Source organism: Bacillus sp. BS3(2021) (assembly GCF_021043345.1).
GTDB classification, from domain to species: Bacteria; Bacillota; Bacilli; order Bacillales; family Bacillaceae; genus Bacillus; species Bacillus paralicheniformis.
This window is the reverse complement of sequence record NZ_JAJNDM010000001.1, coordinates 576,397-597,466: the sequence shown is the minus strand read 5'-3', so window position 1 is coordinate 597,466 and position 21,070 is coordinate 576,397. Positions and strand designations below refer to the sequence as shown.

Here is a 21,070-nt window from a genome sequence, read left to right as displayed (position 1 = left end):
AAAATCACCTATACTGTTCGGTTTCATCCGTTCCGCTGACTCTAAAGGTATTAACCGTCGCAATCACAAGGGCGAGAAACACCCAATGGAAATATAGATTCGAGACGGAACTCGGACTGATGCTTGATACAAGGAAGGCGACGAGCGCGGCTGTCAAACCTTCAATGAGAAGCTTGTACCGCTTTCCAAGCGATCTTTTATAATATCGGTAAAGCACGGTTATTAAATAAATGTACATCGTTAAATAACCAAGCATCATCACAACTCCAAAATTCGTCATGATCTCTACGAGCCAGTTATGAACCTCCACGACCCGGTCTGTATCGAACAATGCGTGATGTTCCAAATAATAAGGTACATTGCCGGCGCCGACGCCAAATCCGTAAGTATCCAGCACATAATGCCCGGCGTTTTTCAACAAGTTTGCCCTGGCGACATTGGATGGCAGCGGCTCGCTGAAATCGTGTGTAGTTTGCGGAGCCAAAAAGTATGTATAAAAAGCTCCGGTGATCTTTCCTGCAAACAGTGTGACAAAAGCGATACATCCTGCAGCTGCGGCGATGAGCGCCCATTTTTTAAGCACCTTCGGCAGCAAAATAAACGCATAAACGGCAAGTCCGGCTATAATTCCCAGGATGCTGGCTCTTGATCCTGTCAGGAAAATCAAGTAGGCCGAACAGAACGCAAGGAGCAGCCCCGCTATTTTTAAATAGCTGTTTTTAATGTTTTTGAAAAAAGATAAATAAAAGAAAAAGCTGATGGATAGAAATGTCGCAAAGTCATTCTGATTGAAAAAGACGGATGTCGGATAGTGCTGTTTATAGTGCGGCCCGTTATAAAGAGTCGAGCTCGGCAGGTGGTTTAATGTAAAGTGGTTGTAAAACCCGATGACCATTAAAAATACGGTCATGACCAACCATATGTAATAAAACGCGAGAATTCGATCCATTTTTTGAAAAAACATAACAATCAGAAAAACAAAAAACATTCCCATTGCCAATAGGAACAGATATTTTACGCCCTCAGTAGCAGACTTGACCCAAAGCAGCGAAATCATTCCATAGCAGAACCAAAACGTGAAAAACATCAGAATGCCTTTAACATGCACCTGCTTCCACTTTTCAAGGTGCTGGCTGCCTTTCAACATTTCCGCTATGAATAAGAACCCTGCCAGAATCAGAAGAATTCGATATGGAAACAGGCTGAAAAAGCCCAATTTAATCGTAAAAAAAGCATTGTTGGCAAATGTTGCAGCGATAAGCAGATATAATACGGGCATCAGCAATTGCTCGGACGACAAATACTTCCGGAGCACAATGATCAAAGTCAGCGCAATCAAAATCAGACATGCTAACAAGACTTTTTTTGCATTGGACTGGGCCAATACAACGAATGCTAACCCTGCGGTCAATGCGGCGAGCCAAACCAAAACATTGACCGCGGAACGTTTGAGACTCATTTTTCCCCCTCCTTCCGCTTCTTTCTGGAAAAGGGCTGCCGACATCAGCCAGCAGCCAGTGATTTACATATTCATTTCTTTTTTATAATATGAAATGGTCTTTTCCAGTCCTTCAGCGAGCGGCATTTTTGGTTCCCAGTTTAAAATTTTCTTTGTTTCTTCATTACACAGTGTGCTGTGGCGGATATCCCCCGGTCTTTCATCTTGATAAATCGGAGACAGCGCCGAGTTCGTCGCTTTTTTCATCTCTGCAAACAGCTCATTGACTGTGATCGAAAAGCCGTTCGAAACGTTTAAACAAACGTTTGATTGAGCTTTGAGCGCCTTGATATTGGCGGAAGCCACATCACCGACATAAATAAAATCGCGCGATTGTTCTCCGTCTCCAAAAATCACCGGAGCCTTGCCGCTTGTCAGCAAATCGGAGAAAATCGATACGACGCCGCCCTCTCCTTTTGCGTCCTGGCGCGGCCCGTATACATTGCTGTACCGCAAAATGCAATACTCGGTTCCATACAGATCATAGGCCAGCTTTAAGTAGTTCTCCACCGTAAGCTTCGTCAGCCCGTAGGGTGAGCCTGGATTTGTTTTATGACGAGTGTCGACAGGCAGATATTCAGGATCTCCATAAACAGCTGCTGATGATGCAAAGACAATCTTTTTCACGCTGCATTCACCCGCTGCCTTAATGATATGGAGCGATCCCTTGATATTGATGTTTTCATCATTTAAAAAATCGCTGACAGACTCCGCCACGCTTACTTGTGCAGCTAAATGAATAATATAATCGGGATCAATGCTTTTGATGACGTCGATGACTTCCGGCTTTGTTATATCCTGCTCATAAAAGTCAACCGCGAGACCTTCAATGTTGGAGCGGTGTCCCGTAGTTAAATTGTCAAGAATTGAAACCCGGTAATTTTCTTTCAGAAGCTGTTCAGCGATATGCGAGCCTATAAATCCGCATCCGCCTGTCACTAGTACTTTTTCCATTGTTATCCCCCCGTTGTTTATACGTTGGTCAGGATTCCTTCTCCCTGTACTTCCGGCCGGCCGATTGAATGATAGATCATACCTTCGTTTCTCATTTGTTCAATCTCAAATATATTACGTCCATCGATCAAGACGGGGTTTTTCAAGGTTGCCTTAAGTTTGGTAATATCCATGTTCTGTACTTCCGGCCACTCCGTCAATATGACGCAAGCGTCCGTATCTTGAATCGTCTCGTACAGATCTTCGCTGTAAACGGCTTGATCCCCGAGAAGCTTTTCTGCTTCGGGTACAGCTATCGGATCAAACGCTTTGACTTTAGCACCAAGACTTCTCAGCATCGGAATGACATCCAGAGACGGCGCCGAGCGCATATCGTTTGTATTCGGCTTGAACGCCAGCCCAAGAATCGAAATGGTCATACCGTTTAAGTCACCAAACACATCAAGGAGCTTTTGCACAATGTGGGCGCGCTGCTTTTGATTCGTCTCAATAACGGCTTCAATCATTTTAAAAGGATAGCCGACTGACTTCGCGATGTGCAATAAAGCCATTGTATCTTTAGGGAAGCAAGAGCCGCCAAAGCCGATTCCGGCTTTCAGAAATTTATTGCCGATTCTGCTGTCCAGTCCGACACCTTCAGACACCTTTGATACATCAGCTCCGACCCTTTCACAAATATTCGCGATATCATTAATGAACGAGATCTTTGTAGCCAAAAATGCATTTGCAGCGTATTTAATCATTTCTGCACTTTCAAGGTTAGACTTGACGATTTTCGTTTGAAAAGGCTTATGGAGCTCTTCAATAATCGCAGCAGCCTTTTCACTTGTCGCACCGATGACGGCTCTTTCCATATTCATCGTATCGTAAATAGCTGTTCCTTCACGAAGGAACTCCGGATTCGAAACGACGTCGAAAGGGAATTCCCCTTTTGAATTGCGTTCTATAATGGCTTGTACGAGCTTTCCTGTTCCAACAGGGACAGTGCTTTTGTTGACGACGACTTTATAGCCGTTCAGATGCTTCCCGATCATTTCGGCAACAGATTTGACAAATGTCAGGTCTGCTTCCCCTGTTTCCGACATCGGTGTTCCGACTGCAATATAAATAATCTCTGCTTCTTCAATCGCCTTGGGAATATCGGTAGAGAAAAATAAGCGATGTTCGTTTACGTTTTTATCCACAAGTTCTTTTAGGCCGTTTTCATAAATCGGCATCACTCCTGCTGAGAGTCCTCTTATTTTTTCTGCATCAATATCGCAGCAGACAACCGAGTTTCCCACTTCGGCAAAACAAGTTCCAGACACCAGCCCGACATATCCCGTTCCAATGACAGCGATTCTTTTCAACATTATCATTCCCTTCTTTCAGCTGACCCTTCAAATCCAATAGCTTGATTTAGGTAATGATCTTTATCTCTTTCTATTGAAAAAATCTGGGTTTTCCGTTTTCCCAATTCTTATTTTTATTAGCTTAGACGCAAATAAATGGGTTTAAACAGTATTATATTCAACACTCATAAGCATATTAACCGACAGATCCCAACTTAATTTTTGTTCTCAGCAACATCCCCATACACATCCAGTAACTTGCCGGCATTTTCAAAGGCGTCATAATCATCGTGTACCGTTTGATACAGCTCTTCAGCGATGTCTTCTTGCCAATCCGCACCTTCCAAATAACCTTTGACAGCTTCTGTTATGCTGGAAGCCGAGCGCGGCTTGATCAGCAGATGTTCGTGTTTCCCGAATAAAGACGGAACCCCTCCGACCGCCGTACAAAGCACCGGAACCTTGAGGGCGAGCGCTTCAATGACGACAGTCGGCATCCCCTCAGAATACGAAGGAAGCACAAACAGATCTGATGCAGCCAGATATTCTGATATCTCATGGTTTGCGACCTGCCCCGTCAATATCGCTTTTTCACCGGCGGTTTGACGAATGTGCTGCTTCTCCGGTCCGTCGCCGATAAACACAGCTCTGTAGCTGTCATCAAGCTGCTTGACCGCTTCCGCCAGCTCGGCTACTCCTTTTCCTTTCACCAAGCGGCCGACGAACGTCAGCAATTTTTTGTCTTTCGGCAGGCCGAATTTCTCCCTCAATTCAAATGTTGAAGCGGAGGGTTTTTGAAACCGGTCCAGGTTGACGCCGATAGGAAGAACCGAGCATTCAGCACCGGTCATTTCTTTTGTTTTGGCTTTCAGCTCATCGCTGACAGCCAGAACTTTTGCCGCGGAATGCACAGCTGTTTCAAATGCTCGAAATGCACCTTTGCTGTATTGGGGATAAATATTGACATCGCTTCCGTGCAAAGTCAGAACATAAGGAACTTTCAGCCTCTGTGAAACAACGGCAGCGGCACCCCCGGATGGCATCGCGAAATGGGCATGGATAAGATCCGGCGCAAGCCCGTGCTTCTCGATCGTCCTCAATACGGACTTTGCAATCCGGCGATGCGGCTGAGCCCATTTTAGCTGTCCAGGCAGAGCCGTATACGGCGGTCTGTAGACCGGGATGCCTTTTCTTTCTTCATATTCCGGGACTGTTCGTGCTTGACGGTATTTTTTTTTCAGCAGCCTGAGGGGAGCAGGGTTCACAGGTGATGGACATATGACCGCCACATCAACGCCCTGCATCTGCAGCGCCTGAACCTGTGTTTCATGAAAAACGCCTTCTCCCGGTTTTTGACTGCTTGGATAAACACTGGTAATCCAAAGAACCTTCAATGATGAAACGCCCTTTCTGCTGTCATCTTCCTAATTGGATCTTCATAGCCCGCCGATAAAATTTACTGACCAGAAAACCGTAAAAAATTCCGCTGATTCCGACGGAAACTGCCAGCTGAAGCATGGCGCCGTGAAGCAGATGTCTGCTGCCGACGCTCAAGACAAGAGCCAGCAATGCCATGAGCAGTGTCAAGGCCAGCGGTTTTCCAACGGTTCTGAAATATTCGCCCATCTTCAGCTGGATGACATATTTGAGCAGCCATCTGCCGATAAAGAAATTGATCAAGCTGATCGCTGCATAGGTCCAGGCGGTGATCGTCAAATCCTTCGTTAATACCGCCGCATAAAGAGACAGCCCGTAAAGGAGCATGATCCCGCTGTCCCAATAAAATGCCAGGTCTGCTCTCCCCTTCGCCAGCAAAACCGATCCGTTCGGATTCATCAAAACCCTGAGCAGCCCGACAATCGCGAGGATATTCAGAACCGGTACGGCCTGCAGCCATTTTTCTCCGAAGACGACTTCAATAAATAAATCTGAAACAGTCATCAGTCCGATCAGAAGCGGGAATGAAATCAGCGAGAGAAGCTTTGTCATATTTAAAAAGCCTTCGCGCAGCGTTTGATTGTTCCCTTGATTCTTTGAGAAGACGGGAAACGCTACCCGTGTCACGATCGGATTGATTTTTAATACGGGAATCGTAATAATTTGATACGCCAGGTTATAGATTCCCAATGCTTCCGCACCGAGAAACCGTCCGATCAAAATCATGTCGATATTGGCGCCAAGCCTGTTTACAAGCCTTGAAGCGAGCTGAAACGCGCCGAACGAGAAAAATTCTTTCACTTCCCCCAACGCAAAGACGAGAGAAGGACGCCATTTTTTTAAATATACAGCAAAAAACATGATGCCTTTAACCGAATTAAGAAAAACTTGTGACAATGCATAGGCCACAATCGGATTCATCAGAAAAACCAAAACGAGCAGGAGCACAAATGACAAAACGGTGACACCCGCTTCTATTTTGCTCAGCACATTAAACTTCAGATCTTTTTGCAGCATATATTGATACTGCTGGCCGACCGGGGCGATCAAAAACATGACGGCCAAAATCCGCACAAGAAAAACCAGTTCGTCCCGCTGATAAAAGTCTGCGATGAACGGACTCAGGAAAAAGAGGCCGATAAACAAAAGGATGCCCGTTAGGATATTCAGCCAATATAAGGTCGATAATTGGCGTTCACTGATGTTCTCCTTTTGAATTAAAGCGGCCCCGAATCCCATATCGAGTACAATTTGTGTAAAAATCGTTACGGTGGTCAGCATTCCGACCAAACCGAATTCGGCAATTGTCATGATATTGCCGAGCAGTGCAAACTGTATAATTTGAATGACCGTGACGATCAAAGTTGAAACACTTGTCCATTTTGCACCGCTTAATATTTGTTTCGTAATGGTAGACATAGCATATTCCTAACTTCCTCGTATTATCTGGCTCCTTCGCCGGTTAATACTACTTTAATCGTTTTCAGCATAACCTTCAAATCGAGAAGAAACGTTAAATTCCGAATGTAATACAGATCGTGCACCAATTTTTCTCTCGGACCGATATCATAGCCTCCGTTTACCTGTGCAAGTCCCGTTAACCCAGGCTTAACAATTAAGCGGTTTTTAAATCCCGGAATTTCATGGTGAAACTGAGCGGTAAACATCGGTCTTTCAGGCCTTGGTCCCACAAGGCTCATATCTCCGGTCAGAACATTGATCAGCTGCGGAAGTTCATCGATTCTTGTTCTTCTTATAAAAGACCCGACTGCAGTGATGCGCGGATCATCCTTCTGCGCCCATTTCGCACCGGATTTTTCTGCGTCAATTCTCATAGAACGCAGCTTGATCACCTTAAAATGCTTTCCGTCTTTTCCGACGCGTTCCTGCCGGTATAACGGAGAACCCGGTGTTTCGATACAGATTAATATACAAAACAGCAGAATAAACGGCAGTGTAAGAGCGAGCCCAATCAAGGAAAGGACGATATCCATTATCCGCTTCATATATAAATAACGTACTGCTTTTTTTGATAGAGCACAGGAATAAGTTTGCTGGCTTGAATATTCATTGTACATTCTTAAACTTTTGTCGATACTCACTAGCATACACCTCGATTAGTATGTTACTGTTTGATCTATTCGTCAGTGTAGCATACGAACGTAAACACAATGTAAAGGAGTTATTAAAATTAGTAAATTCATTGATTTTATGTTAAAAATGCACCGCCTCCGTTTTGTCTTTAAATTCACCAAAAATATCATACTATATTATAAAGACAAAACAAAGGCAGCATAGGCAATTTTTCCGAAAAACGAATTTCTTTATATTTTAATAGTAAGCAACAATTCCGTCGTAAATCGCTTTAGCGCCTTTTTCTTTGTAAGTCGAGCTTTTGAGTTTTGTCGCATCACTTACATTGCTGATAAACGCAAGTTCAACAAGGCAGCTTGGCATTTTTGATTCCCTGATGACATGGAAGTTGCCGATTTTCACACCGCGGTTTGACGTATTCAATGCAACATAGAGACGGTTTTGAATCCCGGTTGCCAGCCTTTTGCTGTTGGCCGATTCATACGTTGTATAATAGTAGGTTTCTGTTCCGGAAGCAGCAGGTGTTGCCGAGTTTGCATGGATGCTGACAAACAAATCTGCATGATTTGACTGCGCTTTTGATACACGCTGTGAGAGCGTCAGGTAAGTGTCGTTCGTTCTCGCCATAACTGGCAGCGCCCCGCCGTTTGATAGTTTCGTATTAATTAATTTTGCGACATCAAGGTTCACGCTTTTCTCATATAAACCGTTGCCGACAGCACCGCTGTCTGTACCACCGTGCCCTGCATCAATGAAGATTTTTTTGCCGACGATCGGATTCTTCAGCTGTGATACGACATTGGATTGAAGAGAAACCGTTCCGCCAAGCACGGTAAACGTCGTCATGTTTTTGGAACCGATCACTTCTCTTGTCGGTGTCGGCAAAGATGATGCATTCGTGAACATCATCGGACGGTTTTGCTTAGCCGCCAGAACAGATCCTGTTAATCCGTCGGCATACGCATAGCCATTGCTGATGATTGCACTCTTGGCAGAAGAATAGTATTTCTTGACGACATTGGCCGCGACTTCATAGCGGTTGCTGCCGCCGATTCGCGTCGGAGAAGCAAGCTGTTTATATACGGTGCTGGAGATGCTGACTTCACCGCCTACGACAATGGTCGATGTTGTTCCTTTGCTCTTCATTGCATTTTTTGTCGCTGTCGGGATGGAATTGGACGATGTTAAAAGGATCGGGATGCCGTTTCTCGCGGCATATGCGCCGATCGCAAGGCTGTCAGCATACGCCGTTCCGTTGGCGATGACAGCTTTTGAATTGCTCGGCAGCTTATTCGCAATATTTGCCGCAACCTCGTAGCGATTTGCCCCACCGATGCGTTCGACAGATGACACACCAAGCTTTTTAATCTCGCTTACGACGCCGTTTTGAACGCTGACGGTTCCGCCGATTACAATCACTTTGCTAGGTTTTAACTGACTGATTCGGTTTTTAGTGGCCGTTGGCAATTTGGACGCTTCCGTTAATAGGACAGGCGCGTTGTTTCGGTAAGCAAATGGAGTCGCTGAAAGGACGTCGGCATATGCCTTTCCATTTGCAACAATGACTGTGCTTGCACTTGACCATCCCTGCTTGGAAACATTCACCGCAACCTCATAACGGTTTGCACCGTCTAATCTTGTGACAGAGTTGGCTGCAAATACATTAGGTACAAACAAAAAGAACCCTAACAACAACATAGGTACAGCTTTAAGAAAGACCCTCAAAAAAATAACCTCCAAAAATGTAAATGTTATGTTTTCCCCTGAACATGAACAGAGGAGGCACTGCTGCCTCCTGTTCTAACTCTATTAATAGCTTGATAGAGTCGTATTTGGATAATAGAAACTTAAGATTTTCTTGTAATCGTGCCCGGCAGCAGCTCTGGCATTTGCTCCGTACTGACTCATGCCGATGCCATGGCCGAATCCTTTACCGCTGAGAGTAAAAGCGTTCGTATTGTTGGATACAGAAGCATACGTGCTCTTCATATTCATGCCGCCCAGCATCGATCTTAATTGAGTCGTCGTCACGGAAATCGTCGCTGTTTTTTCTGAGAGATTTCCGTTTGACAGAACATAGCCGTTTGATTTTTCTTTGACAAAGTAAGAAAACTTCACCTCTGCTGTTTTCGGCCGCTGACCGGCAGTTTTCGCGCTGCTCAAGGTCAGGCTCGAGATTTTCGTGATCTTAATAGATTCTGCACTAGGATATTTATTGGTAATAAACCAGCTTTTCAGCCCAGACAAATAGGCGGAGTTCGTTTCATTTGTCGTATTCCACCATGTGCCAGGGCTCTTAAGGTTTAAGCCGCTGGTATTGATCTGCGTTTTATTCAAGGATATCGACCAGCTGTTTTTCGGGTCGTATGTATCCGCTTTGGCGATTAAATATGGAACATTGCCACCCCATACCTCTGCGCTTGCTTCCGTATATCCCCCGTTGCTCGATGAGTAAACAGCCGAAATCAAGTTGCCGTTATATTTTAAAACTTGTCCTTTTGTTGTATTTACAACGCTGGATGTCTTCGAATTCCAGTCGTATCCGCCGTAAACCTGAAACGCTTGCGTATCGGCCACTACTTTTCCTGCGGAACCGACCGAATATGTTCTCGCTGCCACAGCTTGGGCTTTTAACGCTTCCGTCTGCCAGCTTGCCGGCATTTCGTGCGGCACAACACCTTTTAAATAATCTTCGAACGGAATGTTTTCGTTTATCGGCCGAACATATTTGCTTGATTCAATCGTAAACTTCATATTGCCTAAATAAGGCCTTCCGTTGATGCTAATGGAATTTGATGTCGAGTATTTTTTAGGTGATGCCGTAAATGTCGTTCCAAGCGTTTTGACAGCTTTATTATTTTTGTAGAGTACAAGCTTTCCGCTTGATAGATTAACAGAGTATCCATCTCCGGTAAGCATGTCTGCCAGACTATTTTTCAATGAATCCGTGACTGAAGTGGTCCCCCCAAGCAAAGCAAAAGACTGGGTTCCTTTTTTCGCGACTACATCTGCTACAGGAGTCGGCAGGCTGCCCGATTGGACAAGCAGCAAAGGATGCTTTTGTTTGGCTGCAAGAACGGAACCGGCCAATGCATCCGCAAAAGTCGTTCCGTTAGACATGAAAACCTTTGATGCGTTCATGTTAAGCGTGTTGACAATATTCGCCGACACTTCGTATCTGTTCGCTCCGCCGATACGGGTAACAGACGCTTTTTTCTTTAATGTGTTTTCAACGCCTGTGCTGACACTCAACGGACCGCCGACGATCGTAACCTTGCTCGGAATATTGTAATCGCTTCGGATCGTATTATTCCCTGAAAGCAGTATCGGATAACCGTTCATTGCCGCATAAGGCGCGATCGACAGAGCGTCGGAGAAGACTAGACCTGTGGCAACAATCGCCTGGCTGTAGGATCCCATCCGGCTCGCGATGTTTTTGGACACATCATAGCGGTTGGCGCCGCCGATGCGGTCAATGGCCCCATACTTTTTCAGCGTGTTTTCAACATTTTTGGAAACGCTCGCCGTTCCCCCGATAATTAAGATGTTATCAGGCTTCATCTTGGCAATTTGAGTTTCGGTTTTCGCCGTCAGCGTGCCCGCATCAGTTAATAGAATCGGCGCATCGTACTTCTTTGCAAGCGGAGATGCAGAAAGCGCATCCGCAAAAGCGTCCCGATTGACAATTACGACAGTGCTCGGGTTCGTCCATCCGGCTGATGCAACATTGTTTGCCACATCGAAGCGGGTCGCCCCGCCGTACCGCTCTGTCGCGGAAATTCCCGAGCCCGGAATTTCGTATGCGCCGGTAATGCCGACATCAACGCTTGATTTATTGCCCAAATAATTGCTTAATTTTACCGAGATTGTTTTGTCGGCAGCCTGGGCAGATTGTGTAAACATCAGAGCTGCAGCAGTTACTGACGACAGAAGCAGAAGCTTCATTTTTTTCAAAACGTTATAACCCCCCTTGATTCAGCTCTTTATTTTGTTTCGATGCTTTTCAGCTCCAAAACGCTATTTTCGCCTTTTATATATTGGACTTCTACTTTTTTGCCTTCTTCAATGGAATTGACTTTATCCTGAAGATCTTCATCGACTTGAAGCGTTGTTTCTTTGCCATCGATGTTCACCGCAATTGTGTGGCTGTCAGCCAACCCCACGAATGAGCCTTCTTTAGTGACGGTTTCTTCAGATGCCGCATTTTTATTGTTTGTGCTTGACTTGTCCTCCGATTGGCCCGAAGTGCCGCAGGCAGACAACAAAAGCAGCATTGATAATGTTAGAACTATGAGTTTTTTCATCTTCTTCACCTCTCCCTTTTTATCGACAAATTCCAACAGATTCTTTAATTATAGCGAAAAATTTTGCAGATTGATTGGTTTTTTTGAAACATTTTTCTAAGAGTTTCGTCTATCCAAAAGGACACATATAACTTTTTGTTGTTTTTGAATTTTAAGAAACTTATAATCAAAGTAGAACATTAAAAGGTGAGGGCTATATGAGAGCTGAAAAGAGGAAGAAAAAGAAAAAAATTCTTTATACAATTATCGCTTTGATTGGTATTTTTGTTCTCAGCACAGGCAGTTACGCCTATTACTTATGGCATAAAGCGGCATCTACTGTAGCGAACATTCATGAAAATATTAACAAATCAAAAAAACGCGATTCAGCTGTTGACATTGATAACCATGACCCGTTTTCCGTGCTTCTCATGGGTGTCGATGAACGGGACGGTGATAAGGGGCGCGCAGACTCCCTCATCTATATGACGGTGAACCCGAAAACGAAAACGACTGAAATGGTCAGCATCCCGCGGGATACGTATACTGAAATTATCGGCAAAGGCAAGTTGGATAAAATCAACCATTCATACGCATTCGGTGGTGTTCAGATGACGGTAGACACGGTTGAGAACTTCCTCGATGTTCCTGTCGACTACTTTATCAAAGTCAATATGGAAAGCTTCAGGGATGTCGTAGATACGCTTGGCGGCATTACCGTGAACAGTACGTTTGCTTTCAACTATGACGGATATTCATTCGGCAAAGGCGAGATTACGCTGAACGGAAAAGAAGCGCTCGCTTATACGAGAATGAGGAAAGAAGACCCGAACGGCGACTTCGGACGCCAGAACAGGCAGCGTCAAGTCATCGAAGGAATCATTAATAAAGGCGCCAATATATCGTCTATCACGAAATTCGGAGATATGTTCAAAGTGATCGAAAACAACGTTAAAACGAATCTCACGTTTGACGATATGTGGGATATTCAATCCGGCTATAAAGAAGCCCGCTCAAAAGTCATCCAGCATGAGCTTAAAGGCGACGGCACAAAAATCAACGGAATCTATTATTACAAAGCTGACGAAAGTTCCCTTTCCGACATTACAGCCGAACTGAAAGAAAGCCTTAATAAATAAAAAAAGCTTCCTGAAAAGGAAGCTTTTTTATTAGTCTTTAAACACGTCAGGCCGCGCGCTTCGATATCCGTACCGATAAAGCAGCGCCTCTGCAATTCGCCGCGAAGCCTGTCCGTCCCCGTATGGGTTTGAAGCCCGTGACATTTTGCGATATTCATCTTGATCGGTCAACAGCTGTTTAGTCAGCTGATAGATCTTATCTTGATCCGTGCCTGCCAGCTTAAGCGTCCCGGCCTGAACGCCTTCGGGCCGTTCCGTCGTATCTCGAAGCACGAGGACCGGCTTTCCGAGCGACGGCGCTTCTTCCTGCACCCCGCCCGAGTCAGTGAGGATGAAATGAGCTTCAGCCGCAAAGTTGTGAAAATCAATGACTTCGAGCGGCTCTATCAGATGGACCTTCTCCAAATCACCAAAATGCTTTGCAGCCGCTTCACGAACAGCGGGATTGAGATGAACGGGATAAACAACCTGTACGTCGTCAAATTCTTCGACGATCCGCCTGATTGCTTTAAACATATTTTCCATCGGCTCACCTAAATTTTCACGTCGGTGGGCAGTAAGCAAAATCATCTTGTCATTTCCTATTTTTTCAAGAACGGGATGTGAATAGCCGTCCCTCACTGTTGTGTGAAGCGCATCGATTGCCGTATTTCCAGTGACGTAAATCGTTTCCTGGTCTTTATTTTCACGGAGCAGATTCTTTTCGGCCTGCTCTGTCGGCGCAAAATGAAGATCGGCAATCGATCCCGTCAGCTGCCTGTTCAGCTCTTCGGGAAACGGCGAGTATTTGTTTCCGGTCCTGAGTCCCGCCTCTACATGGCCGACGGAAATCTGGTGATAATAAGCGGCAAGACTTCCCGCAAATGTCGTTGTCGTATCACCGTGAACAAGCACAATGTCCGGTTTGATGGACTGAAACAGCTCGTCCAGTTTCACAAGTGCATTAGACGTAATTTCAGCCAGCGTTTGCCTTTCTTTCATGATATTCAAATCAAAATCAGGCTTTATATTAAAAGCTTCAAGCACCTGGTCAAGCATTTGCCTGTGCTGTGCTGTAACCGTCACATAAGACTCAATTTCGGGGTGTTTTCTTAATTCAAGCACAAGCGGCGCCATCTTAATGGCTTCAGGGCGCGTGCCGAATACTGTCATGACTTTTAGTTTCTTCATTTTTCTATCACCTGTTTTCTGTATGAACAGCTTTTTTTAAGAATCGTCTATTATTATAATTTTGCCCATGTTCCTCGTTGGAATAAATCGCCCCCATCGAGAATTGCTTACGGACGATATTCTCATCATAAAACATCCATTGATCAAACCGCAAACCATCCTGTTGAAGAATGAGATTTCCCTTCATTATATAACATCTTTACGCTTTATACCTGTTTACACTTGTTTAAGAATTGTTTTTCTTATATGATGAGTTTGTAATTGTAATTTTTCGGGGTATACCATACATATATTCAGCATACTCTCCGCTTGCTAAAGCGTATTTTTTCTCGCTGAGTAGAAAACATAGTTTAAGGAAGGTGTATTGAGTTGAAGAAAGTTCGTAAAGCGATTATTCCCGCAGCAGGTCTTGGAACACGTTTCCTCCCTGCAACGAAAGCGATGCCTAAAGAAATGCTTCCAATCGTAGATAAGCCAACCATTCAATATATTATTGAAGAAGCCGTTGAAGCCGGCATTGAAGACATTATCATCGTTACCGGTAAAAGCAAACGAGCGATAGAAGATCATTTCGATTTCTCGCCGGAGCTCGAACGAAACCTGGAAGAAAAAGGAAAAACTGAACTGCTTGAAAAAGTAAAGAAAGCGTCAAATCTCGCTGACATCCACTATATTCGCCAAAAAGAACCGAAAGGACTCGGACATGCCGTTTGGTGCGCCCGCAACTTTATTGGGGACGAGCCGTTCGCAGTGCTCCTTGGAGACGATATTGTCCAAGCGGAAAAACCAGGCCTTCGCCAACTGATGGACGAGTACGAAAAAACTCTCTCATCCGTTATCGGCGTTCAGCAAGTGCCTGAAGACCAAACGCACCGCTACGGAATTATTGATCCACTAACAAACGAAGGACGCCTATACCAGGTCAAAAACTTCGTTGAAAAACCAAAACCGGGAACAGCACCGTCTAACCTTGCGATTTTGGGACGATATGTCTTTACTCCTGAAATTTTCATGTACTTAGATAAACAGCAAATCGGCGCGGGTGGAGAGATCCAGCTGACAGATGCGATTCAGAAGTTAAACGAAATCCAGCGCGTATTCGCTTATGATTTTGAAGGCAAACGCTATGACGTCGGAGAAAAACTCGGTTTTATCCAGACAACTCTCGAATTTGCCATGCAGGACAGCGAACTGAAGGATTCACTGATTCCATTTATGCAGGACCTTCTGGCAAAAGAAGAAGTTTAATAAAAAAGCTATTGGATGGATATCCAATAGCTTTTTATAATATCATCTGCAAGACAAGCCTTTTCTTTTAAACAAACATCGCTCCGGCGGCCAATACGGCCAGGATGGACAAACCCGCAATCGGAATGATATTTGCCAAAGATTTTTGTTTTTTCTTGTCTTTTTCACGATGAGCAAGATCTTCTTCAGACAAGACCTGTTTGCGGCTGGCTAATTGTTCTTTTTTATATTTGTCTTTCTCTTTTTTGGAAAGCTTTTTAAACCAGCTTATAAATTCTTTATATTCCTTTACGACCATCTTTGTGTCATCAAACATGCGCAGCTCGCCATTATCGATCCAGGCGACTCGATCGCAAATTTTCTCAATTTGACCGATGGAATGGCTGACGAAGAAAATGGTCTTTCCTTGATTTTTAAACTCGGTAATTCTGTCAACACATTTATCGTAGAAGGTTTGGTCCCCTACTGACAATGCTTCGTCAATAATTAAAATATCAGGATCGATATGCACTGAGATCGCAAAGCCGAGCCGGGATTTCATCCCGCTGGAGTAACTTTTGACCGGCTGATTGATAAACTCGCCGATTTCTGCGAATTCAACGATGCTGTCATACATCTCATCAATTTCTTTATTTGTGAGACCCATCATTAAGCATTTGAGACGAATGTTGTCTCTGCCCGTCAGCGCGTTGTTTAATCCTGCGGAAATCGCAATCAGGGACGGCTGCCCGTTCATTTCAATTTCACCGCTTGTCGGCGGAATGATTTTTGCCAGCAGGTTGGACATCGTCGATTTCCCCGATCCGTTAATCCCTACAAATCCGATCGTCTCCCCTTCATACACGTCAAAGGAGACATTCCGCACAGCAAAAAAACCTTTATCCTTAATCGGAAAAAACAGCCCTTTAATTTTATCCGATTGTTTTTCATAAAGCTGATACTGTTTTGAAACATTTCGAAACGAAACTTTTAGTTTCATCATTAAAATCTCCTTACGTATTAAAGAAAGTCAACAAACCTGTCCCTGAATTTCATATGCAAGACAGCTCCTACAGTCAAGAGCAATAATGTGAAAGCCCAGAAATACAGCATGTAAGTTGCATCTTCGAAAAACCAGCTTCCGCCGAGAAAACTGTTTCTGAATCCGTCGATAATATAAAAAAGCGGATTCAGCTTAATCACGTTCAACAATGCCGGGTGCTTGTCCCCCAGCTGCGTGGAAATATCCCAAAAAATCGGCAGCAGGAAAAACAACAGCCTTGTTACAGATTGCAACAGGAACTGATAATCCCTGACCAGCACACTGATCGTTGAATTAAACAAACTGAATGCGAACATAAAAACAATCATGCAAAACAAATAATAAATATATTCAAGCCATTGAAGATTTGGATAAATGCCAAACGCAAGCAGCACAATGACATAAATCGCCATCATCACAAAATAGCTGAACAGGTTAGCCGCAATCGCCACTGAAGGAAGAGAGCTGATTGGAAAATTCATTTTGGCCACCATGTTGATTCGCTTATATACACTGTTTGAACCATCAAGGATTGTCGGACTGATAAAAAACCAAGGAATCAAGCCGGCAAGCATCCAGATGATGAAAGGCACTTCTCCGACACCTGTAACCATCTCACTGCTCTTTCTGATTCCGATCCCAAATACAAACCAATAAGCCAGCATCTGAATGAGCGGATTCAAAAACTGCCATAACACGCCCAAGTAATTCATTTGATATTTTGATTTTGTTTCGTAAACCGCCAAACGCAAGGTTAAAGGAAACGATGTTACTTGTTCTTTCAGTATTTTCACTAATGCATTCATTCTAATCTTCCTTAGGGGATTAAGATTTGGGCTGTAAAAGAACCCTAATTAAAAGCACTGCTCTTTATTGTAACAGATGATCAGTTTTTTTTCACTTTCGGGGCCAATTCAAACCTCATAAAAGCTCCAAATTCCCGAACCACTTCACTGATTCAGTGATACTAAAAAGCAAATGTTGAGGCATTTGCCTCAACATTTTCTGTTAGTTCAAAACTTTGTAGAAAGTATCCATAGCTTTTTTATTATATTCATTATAATCAAAGGCTTGCATAACTGTATTAATCTCTGTTCGTACTGTTTTTAAACCATTTTCAAGTCCAGCTATACTATCATCTACTAAGGTTCCGTATCTGCCGTTTTCTAAAACTGTTCTATTGGCAATAATGTCAGTTGCCAATATTCTCATTCCTAAAGTCATGGCCTCTAATAATACCATTGGTTGCCCTTCATAATGGGAAGACAATACAAAACAGTTGCACATTTTCATGAAATCAAACGGATTTTCCAGTTGTCCTAACAGATAGACGTGATCTTGAAGTTCTAAACTGTCCACTATTTTTTGGAGATCTTTCCTTAAAGGGCCGTCCCCTAAAATATAAAGCCTGCTATCAGGATAACTCTGAATATGTGTATGGAAAGCTTTTATTAGATTATCCTGCCCTTTTTCAGGAGAAAGTCTGCCCATATTAACAAAGTTGTAGTTACATTCAGATGGATAAGGAATGAAAGTCTTACCTACTTTTATTCCAGGAGGCTCAATTACATTTAAAGCTTTGCGTCCTATCCATCCCAACACTTCATTATTTAAGACTGCTTTGCAATAAGTGCCTTCTTGTGTAAGAGCTTCTTCAACAATTTCCACTTCTTTTTCATTAAATTTTTGATAGTCTTCTATAGGTGTGCATCCAGGTAAAGCGAAAGGTTTATTGTAAATGAAATCAGTTTCGCTTAAGTTCACAATCGCACTGTATTCCACTTCTCTGCTTCTTGCAATGATAGGCTCTTCTATAATATTAAAGGCTTTGGAGTCCAACCACCCAATTGCTTTTCCATCTGCAAAGAATCGGTAGTACTCACCTTCTTTTGTCTTATGGCTTTTTTTGATAATAACAATGGTATCGTTAAATTCTTCAGCAGTGGATATTTCTTTACACCCGTTATTAGGATAGGCTTTGGTCCAGATTGTATAATTTTCGCCATTTGTAATAGTCGCGAATAAATTCAGCTTTATTTCTTCTAATGTTCTGTTCTCCAGCCCTTGGATAATCTTTGAGTGTTCTTCATAATTTTTACGCTTAATTTTGGCCTTTTCTTTGTTTATCGCAGATTGTTTTTCTGTATCCTCTGGATGCGGTTCATACTCTTTTACAATTCTCAATGCTGAGTTATCAATCCATCCTATTAATACATCATTAATATATATTCTGCTGTAGAAAGAATGCTGAGTTCTGACTTCTTTATCTACCTCGACGATAATCCCTTTATATTGTTTGCTGGAAGATACTTTTTCTACGTCTAATGTTTTATAAGGTTTATTCCAGATATCGTTTCCATTAGGGTGTTGAATGACTGCCAATCTATTCACTTTCTTTTCCAGTAAAATACTGTCTGGCAATAATTCAAAAGCCTCTTGGTTCAGCCACCCAATAATACTGTCATTTATAGTAAATTTATAAAATACGTTTCCATCATGCGTATGCGCTTCTCGTATTATGGCGACCTCTTTATTTTCAAATTCCTTAGCCGGTGTTAATTTTTGGTTCGCCTTATCATACAGTGAATTGATAATGGAGAAGTCTTCACCATTTACAATCTTTGCCCTTGCTTTAAAACTTTTAATGGGTATGATTTCATCAGGATTTTGTTCAGCGATTGCTGAATTCTCAGTGTCCTTTTCTTTTAAATGATCGATCCCGAGAATTTTTCCAGGATTAATGGAGTTCATTATATAATCAAATTTATCCTCATCAGCATAAATAGAAAGATTCTTTTTGTTTAACTCCATCGTTCCCTTTGAAACACTTACCAGCTTATCAAATTTATTATAAATAGAGAATAATCCTCTTAGATTGATTTTGTGCGGGCGACGTCCATTAACTAATCTTTCACTATCTGACAAAAGGTCATTGTGCATGTAGCAAATCTTCTTTTTTGCATCAGCACAAACTAAATACTTGGCCCAGTATAAGCTGTAACCGCTGAAATCAATTACATAATCAAATTTAGATTTTCCAAAAAGCCTTTTATGTTCTCTTAAATATGCATCCTCCGGGAATAACTTCTTTTCAAGTTTCCCGTTAGCTCCCCTATTGTGTACCAGCTTATCTTTATATACATCATACAGCGTATAAACTGGTAAACCAGGCTTAAATATAAACCTGACATTTTTATTCACTTTGTTGATATTGTTTAGAACCTCTCTTGAGTGCGGAGTTTTCATAAAACAGCTTACATCATATTTATCAAAGTCAATATTATTCATTAGATTAAGAAAGGAAGAAGTAATGCCGTTATTTTTCATTCCCCCCGGATAGATCAAGATCTTTTCTTTCTTTTTATCCAGATCTCTTATTACATTCAATTGTCCCTTGTTTTTAAAGATTTTCTCAACTACTCTTTTAGTAACATTTCCGTCGTCGTGATTTGTAAATTTCACTTTATTCTTTTTATAATTTGTTTCAAATTCTGATTTCACTTTATCAATATTACCAATCGATTCGACTAATTCCCTCACATTGTATAGGACCGGACCCGGAAGATCTTCATTCTCAATATATTTCCCTCGTTGCTTATTGTAGTCATCCGCATCCCACATATAAAACAAAATTGGCCGATCAGTGACAAGAAAATCAAAAAATATACTTGAATAGTCAGTTATTAATATGTCAACAGCGCTTAACAACTGGTTAGTGTCAATAAAGTCAGGTATCAGTTTTCCTTTCAGCTCTGAAACTTTGGAAGCCTCACTATATAAAAACGGGTGAACTTTAATTAACACATTATATTCACTGCCGATTTTCTCCTCTAAATAATTCATATCAGAAATAATTTGGAAAACGTCGTTTTTTACTTTTGATACACTATTCCCTTTCCATGTTGGAGCGTATAAGATCGTTTGCTTTTCATTTGCGATCCGCACACTTAAATCTTTTAAATAATTTTTAAACTCTTCAGGGTTGGTGTTAAGAGTGAAATCGATCCTTGGATAACCTTCTTCAATAATCTCGCCGCTGTACAGCCCTTCTAACTTATAGCTGTTCACAAACATATTGGTAGTATGTTTATTTGGACTCAGAAGGTAATCTGCACTTATAAAGTTTCTAAGTACGTTTTGTGAATGGGCTGGATTTCCGGGAATATCAAATCCCATGCTTTTTAACGGCGTTCCATGCCACGTGTTTATATATACTTGTTCTTCTTTGCATATAAAAAATGACTGTAATGTAGAGTTATTGATTAGATACTTTGCAGTAGCCAAGTATTCCAGGTATTTATCTGAATTTCTTTTAACAAACTCAACATTCGGCATATCTTTATACTTGGAGATAACCGGCTCAAGCGTTTCAAAATCTGCAATAGTCCAAATATGCCTATAATGTTTGAATTCTGGATTTTTTATCAAATAGTCAAATATTGCAAAAGGACTGTCAGTGATACTATTCCCGTCACGGCTTTCATACAAGATTGTGTTATCCACAACATCCAACTTTTTATAAAATTTAGCGTATTTATTGTTTCTTCTATGATTTCCTTTTTTGAGATAGTTCTCAATAGGGTCTTTAATAAATTTTACTTTTCTTTTCAAAACTTTTTTGTTCATTATTTTTCTTGTCTCCTTCAGGATTTCATACGTATTCTTTTATTATAAGAAGTTTTTATTTGTAATTTAGTCTATTTGTTCAATTTCCTCAAAACCATTATTTGTATTTCGGAACATTTTCATATTATGAAAAATCAGATTTTCCGAGTGATTGTTAATGGCAAGAAAAAAAGAAGTAACATACATCACTTCTAAAAATAATGTTACCATTCCAAACTAATTACCACTGAAATTTTAACATTCCCGCAAAAAATATTAAACCTGTTTTT

Annotated in this window: 14 protein-coding genes and 1 pseudogene; 2 read left to right on the top strand and 13 right to left on the bottom strand. The window is 42.2% G+C overall.

Annotated elements, in window-relative coordinates; genetic code table 11:
• Nucleotides 1-4 precede the first annotated feature (4 nt).
• From tuaE to LQ247_RS02825, 9 genes are all read right to left on the bottom strand, one after another.
• Nucleotides 5-1,459, bottom strand: coding sequence for a teichuronic acid biosynthesis protein TuaE (tuaE, locus tag LQ247_RS02865; RefSeq protein WP_020453127.1), 1,455 nt, complete (start codon nt 1,457-1,459; stop codon nt 5-7).
• Nucleotides 1,460-1,522: 63 nt separating this feature from the next.
• Complete coding sequence (locus LQ247_RS02860; protein ID WP_101561403.1) at nt 1,523-2,452, bottom strand: NAD-dependent epimerase/dehydratase family protein; 930 nt, start codon at nt 2,450-2,452, stop codon at nt 1,523-1,525.
• 17 nt (nt 2,453-2,469) lie between these two features.
• Nucleotides 2,470-3,810: a UDP-glucose 6-dehydrogenase TuaD gene (tuaD, locus tag LQ247_RS02855; protein ID WP_276810777.1), complete on the bottom strand. Its 1,341-nt coding sequence runs from the start codon at nt 3,808-3,810 to the stop codon at nt 2,470-2,472.
• A 188-nt stretch (nt 3,811-3,998) separates the two neighbouring features.
• Nucleotides 3,999-5,177 carry a teichuronic acid biosynthesis protein TuaC gene (gene tuaC, locus LQ247_RS02850; protein ID WP_231005543.1) on the bottom strand — a complete coding sequence of 393 codons (1,179 nt, stop codon included), beginning with the start codon at nt 5,175-5,177 and terminating at the stop codon, nt 3,999-4,001.
• Nucleotides 5,178-5,199: 22 nt separating this feature from the next.
• Nucleotides 5,200-6,639, bottom strand: a complete 1,440-nt coding sequence (tuaB, locus tag LQ247_RS02845; protein WP_231005541.1) for a teichuronic acid biosynthesis protein TuaB — start codon at nt 6,637-6,639, stop codon at nt 5,200-5,202.
• A 23-nt stretch (nt 6,640-6,662) separates the two neighbouring features.
• Entirely contained in the window at nt 6,663-7,322 is a 660-nt protein-coding gene (locus LQ247_RS02840; RefSeq protein ID WP_105979651.1) for a sugar transferase, read from the bottom strand.
• Between the two features lie 229 nt (nt 7,323-7,551).
• Complete coding sequence (locus tag LQ247_RS02835) at nt 7,552-9,039, bottom strand: N-acetylmuramoyl-L-alanine amidase (protein ID WP_144497835.1); 1,488 nt, start codon at nt 9,037-9,039, stop codon at nt 7,552-7,554.
• A gap of 84 nt (nt 9,040-9,123) precedes the next feature.
• A complete protein-coding gene (locus LQ247_RS02830) occupies nt 9,124-11,268 on the bottom strand; it encodes a SpoIID/LytB domain-containing protein (protein WP_231005539.1) in 2,145 nt (714 codons plus the stop codon).
• A gap of 29 nt (nt 11,269-11,297) precedes the next feature.
• Nucleotides 11,298-11,618, bottom strand: coding sequence for a hypothetical protein (locus tag LQ247_RS02825; protein ID WP_101561400.1), 321 nt, complete (start codon nt 11,616-11,618; stop codon nt 11,298-11,300).
• Between the two features lie 197 nt (nt 11,619-11,815).
• Here LQ247_RS02825 and tagU point away from each other — a divergent pair, with 197 nt between their 5' ends.
• A complete protein-coding gene (tagU, locus tag LQ247_RS02820; RefSeq protein WP_035337801.1) occupies nt 11,816-12,736 on the top strand; it encodes a polyisoprenyl-teichoic acid--peptidoglycan teichoic acid transferase TagU in 921 nt (306 codons plus the stop codon).
• A gap of 30 nt (nt 12,737-12,766) precedes the next feature.
• Here tagU and wecB read toward each other — a convergent pair whose 3' ends face one another.
• Nucleotides 12,767-13,906 (bottom strand): non-hydrolyzing UDP-N-acetylglucosamine 2-epimerase, encoded by a 1,140-nt coding sequence (wecB, locus tag LQ247_RS02815; protein ID WP_144497838.1) that lies wholly within the window; start codon nt 13,904-13,906, stop codon nt 12,767-12,769.
• Between the two features lie 369 nt (nt 13,907-14,275).
• On the opposite strand from wecB, the gene galU reads away from it, so the two are divergent.
• Nucleotides 14,276-15,154 (top strand): UTP--glucose-1-phosphate uridylyltransferase GalU, encoded by an 879-nt coding sequence (galU, locus tag LQ247_RS02810; RefSeq protein WP_075751504.1) that lies wholly within the window; start codon nt 14,276-14,278, stop codon nt 15,152-15,154.
• 73 nt (nt 15,155-15,227) lie between these two features.
• On the opposite strand, the pseudogene tagH reads toward galU, so the two are convergent.
• The 3 genes and pseudogenes from tagH to LQ247_RS02795 all read right to left on the bottom strand — a co-directional run.
• Nucleotides 15,228-16,133 (bottom strand): annotated as a pseudogene (gene tagH, locus LQ247_RS02805) (teichoic acids export ABC transporter ATP-binding subunit TagH); the annotation flags it as partial.
• 20 nt (nt 16,134-16,153) lie between these two features.
• A complete protein-coding gene (locus LQ247_RS02800) occupies nt 16,154-16,981 on the bottom strand; it encodes an ABC transporter permease (protein WP_144497840.1) in 828 nt (275 codons plus the stop codon).
• A 202-nt stretch (nt 16,982-17,183) separates the two neighbouring features.
• Nucleotides 17,184-20,801, bottom strand: coding sequence for a CDP-glycerol glycerophosphotransferase family protein (locus tag LQ247_RS02795; protein ID WP_231005537.1), 3,618 nt, complete (start codon nt 20,799-20,801; stop codon nt 17,184-17,186).
• Between the last annotated feature and the right edge of the window lie 269 nt (nt 20,802-21,070).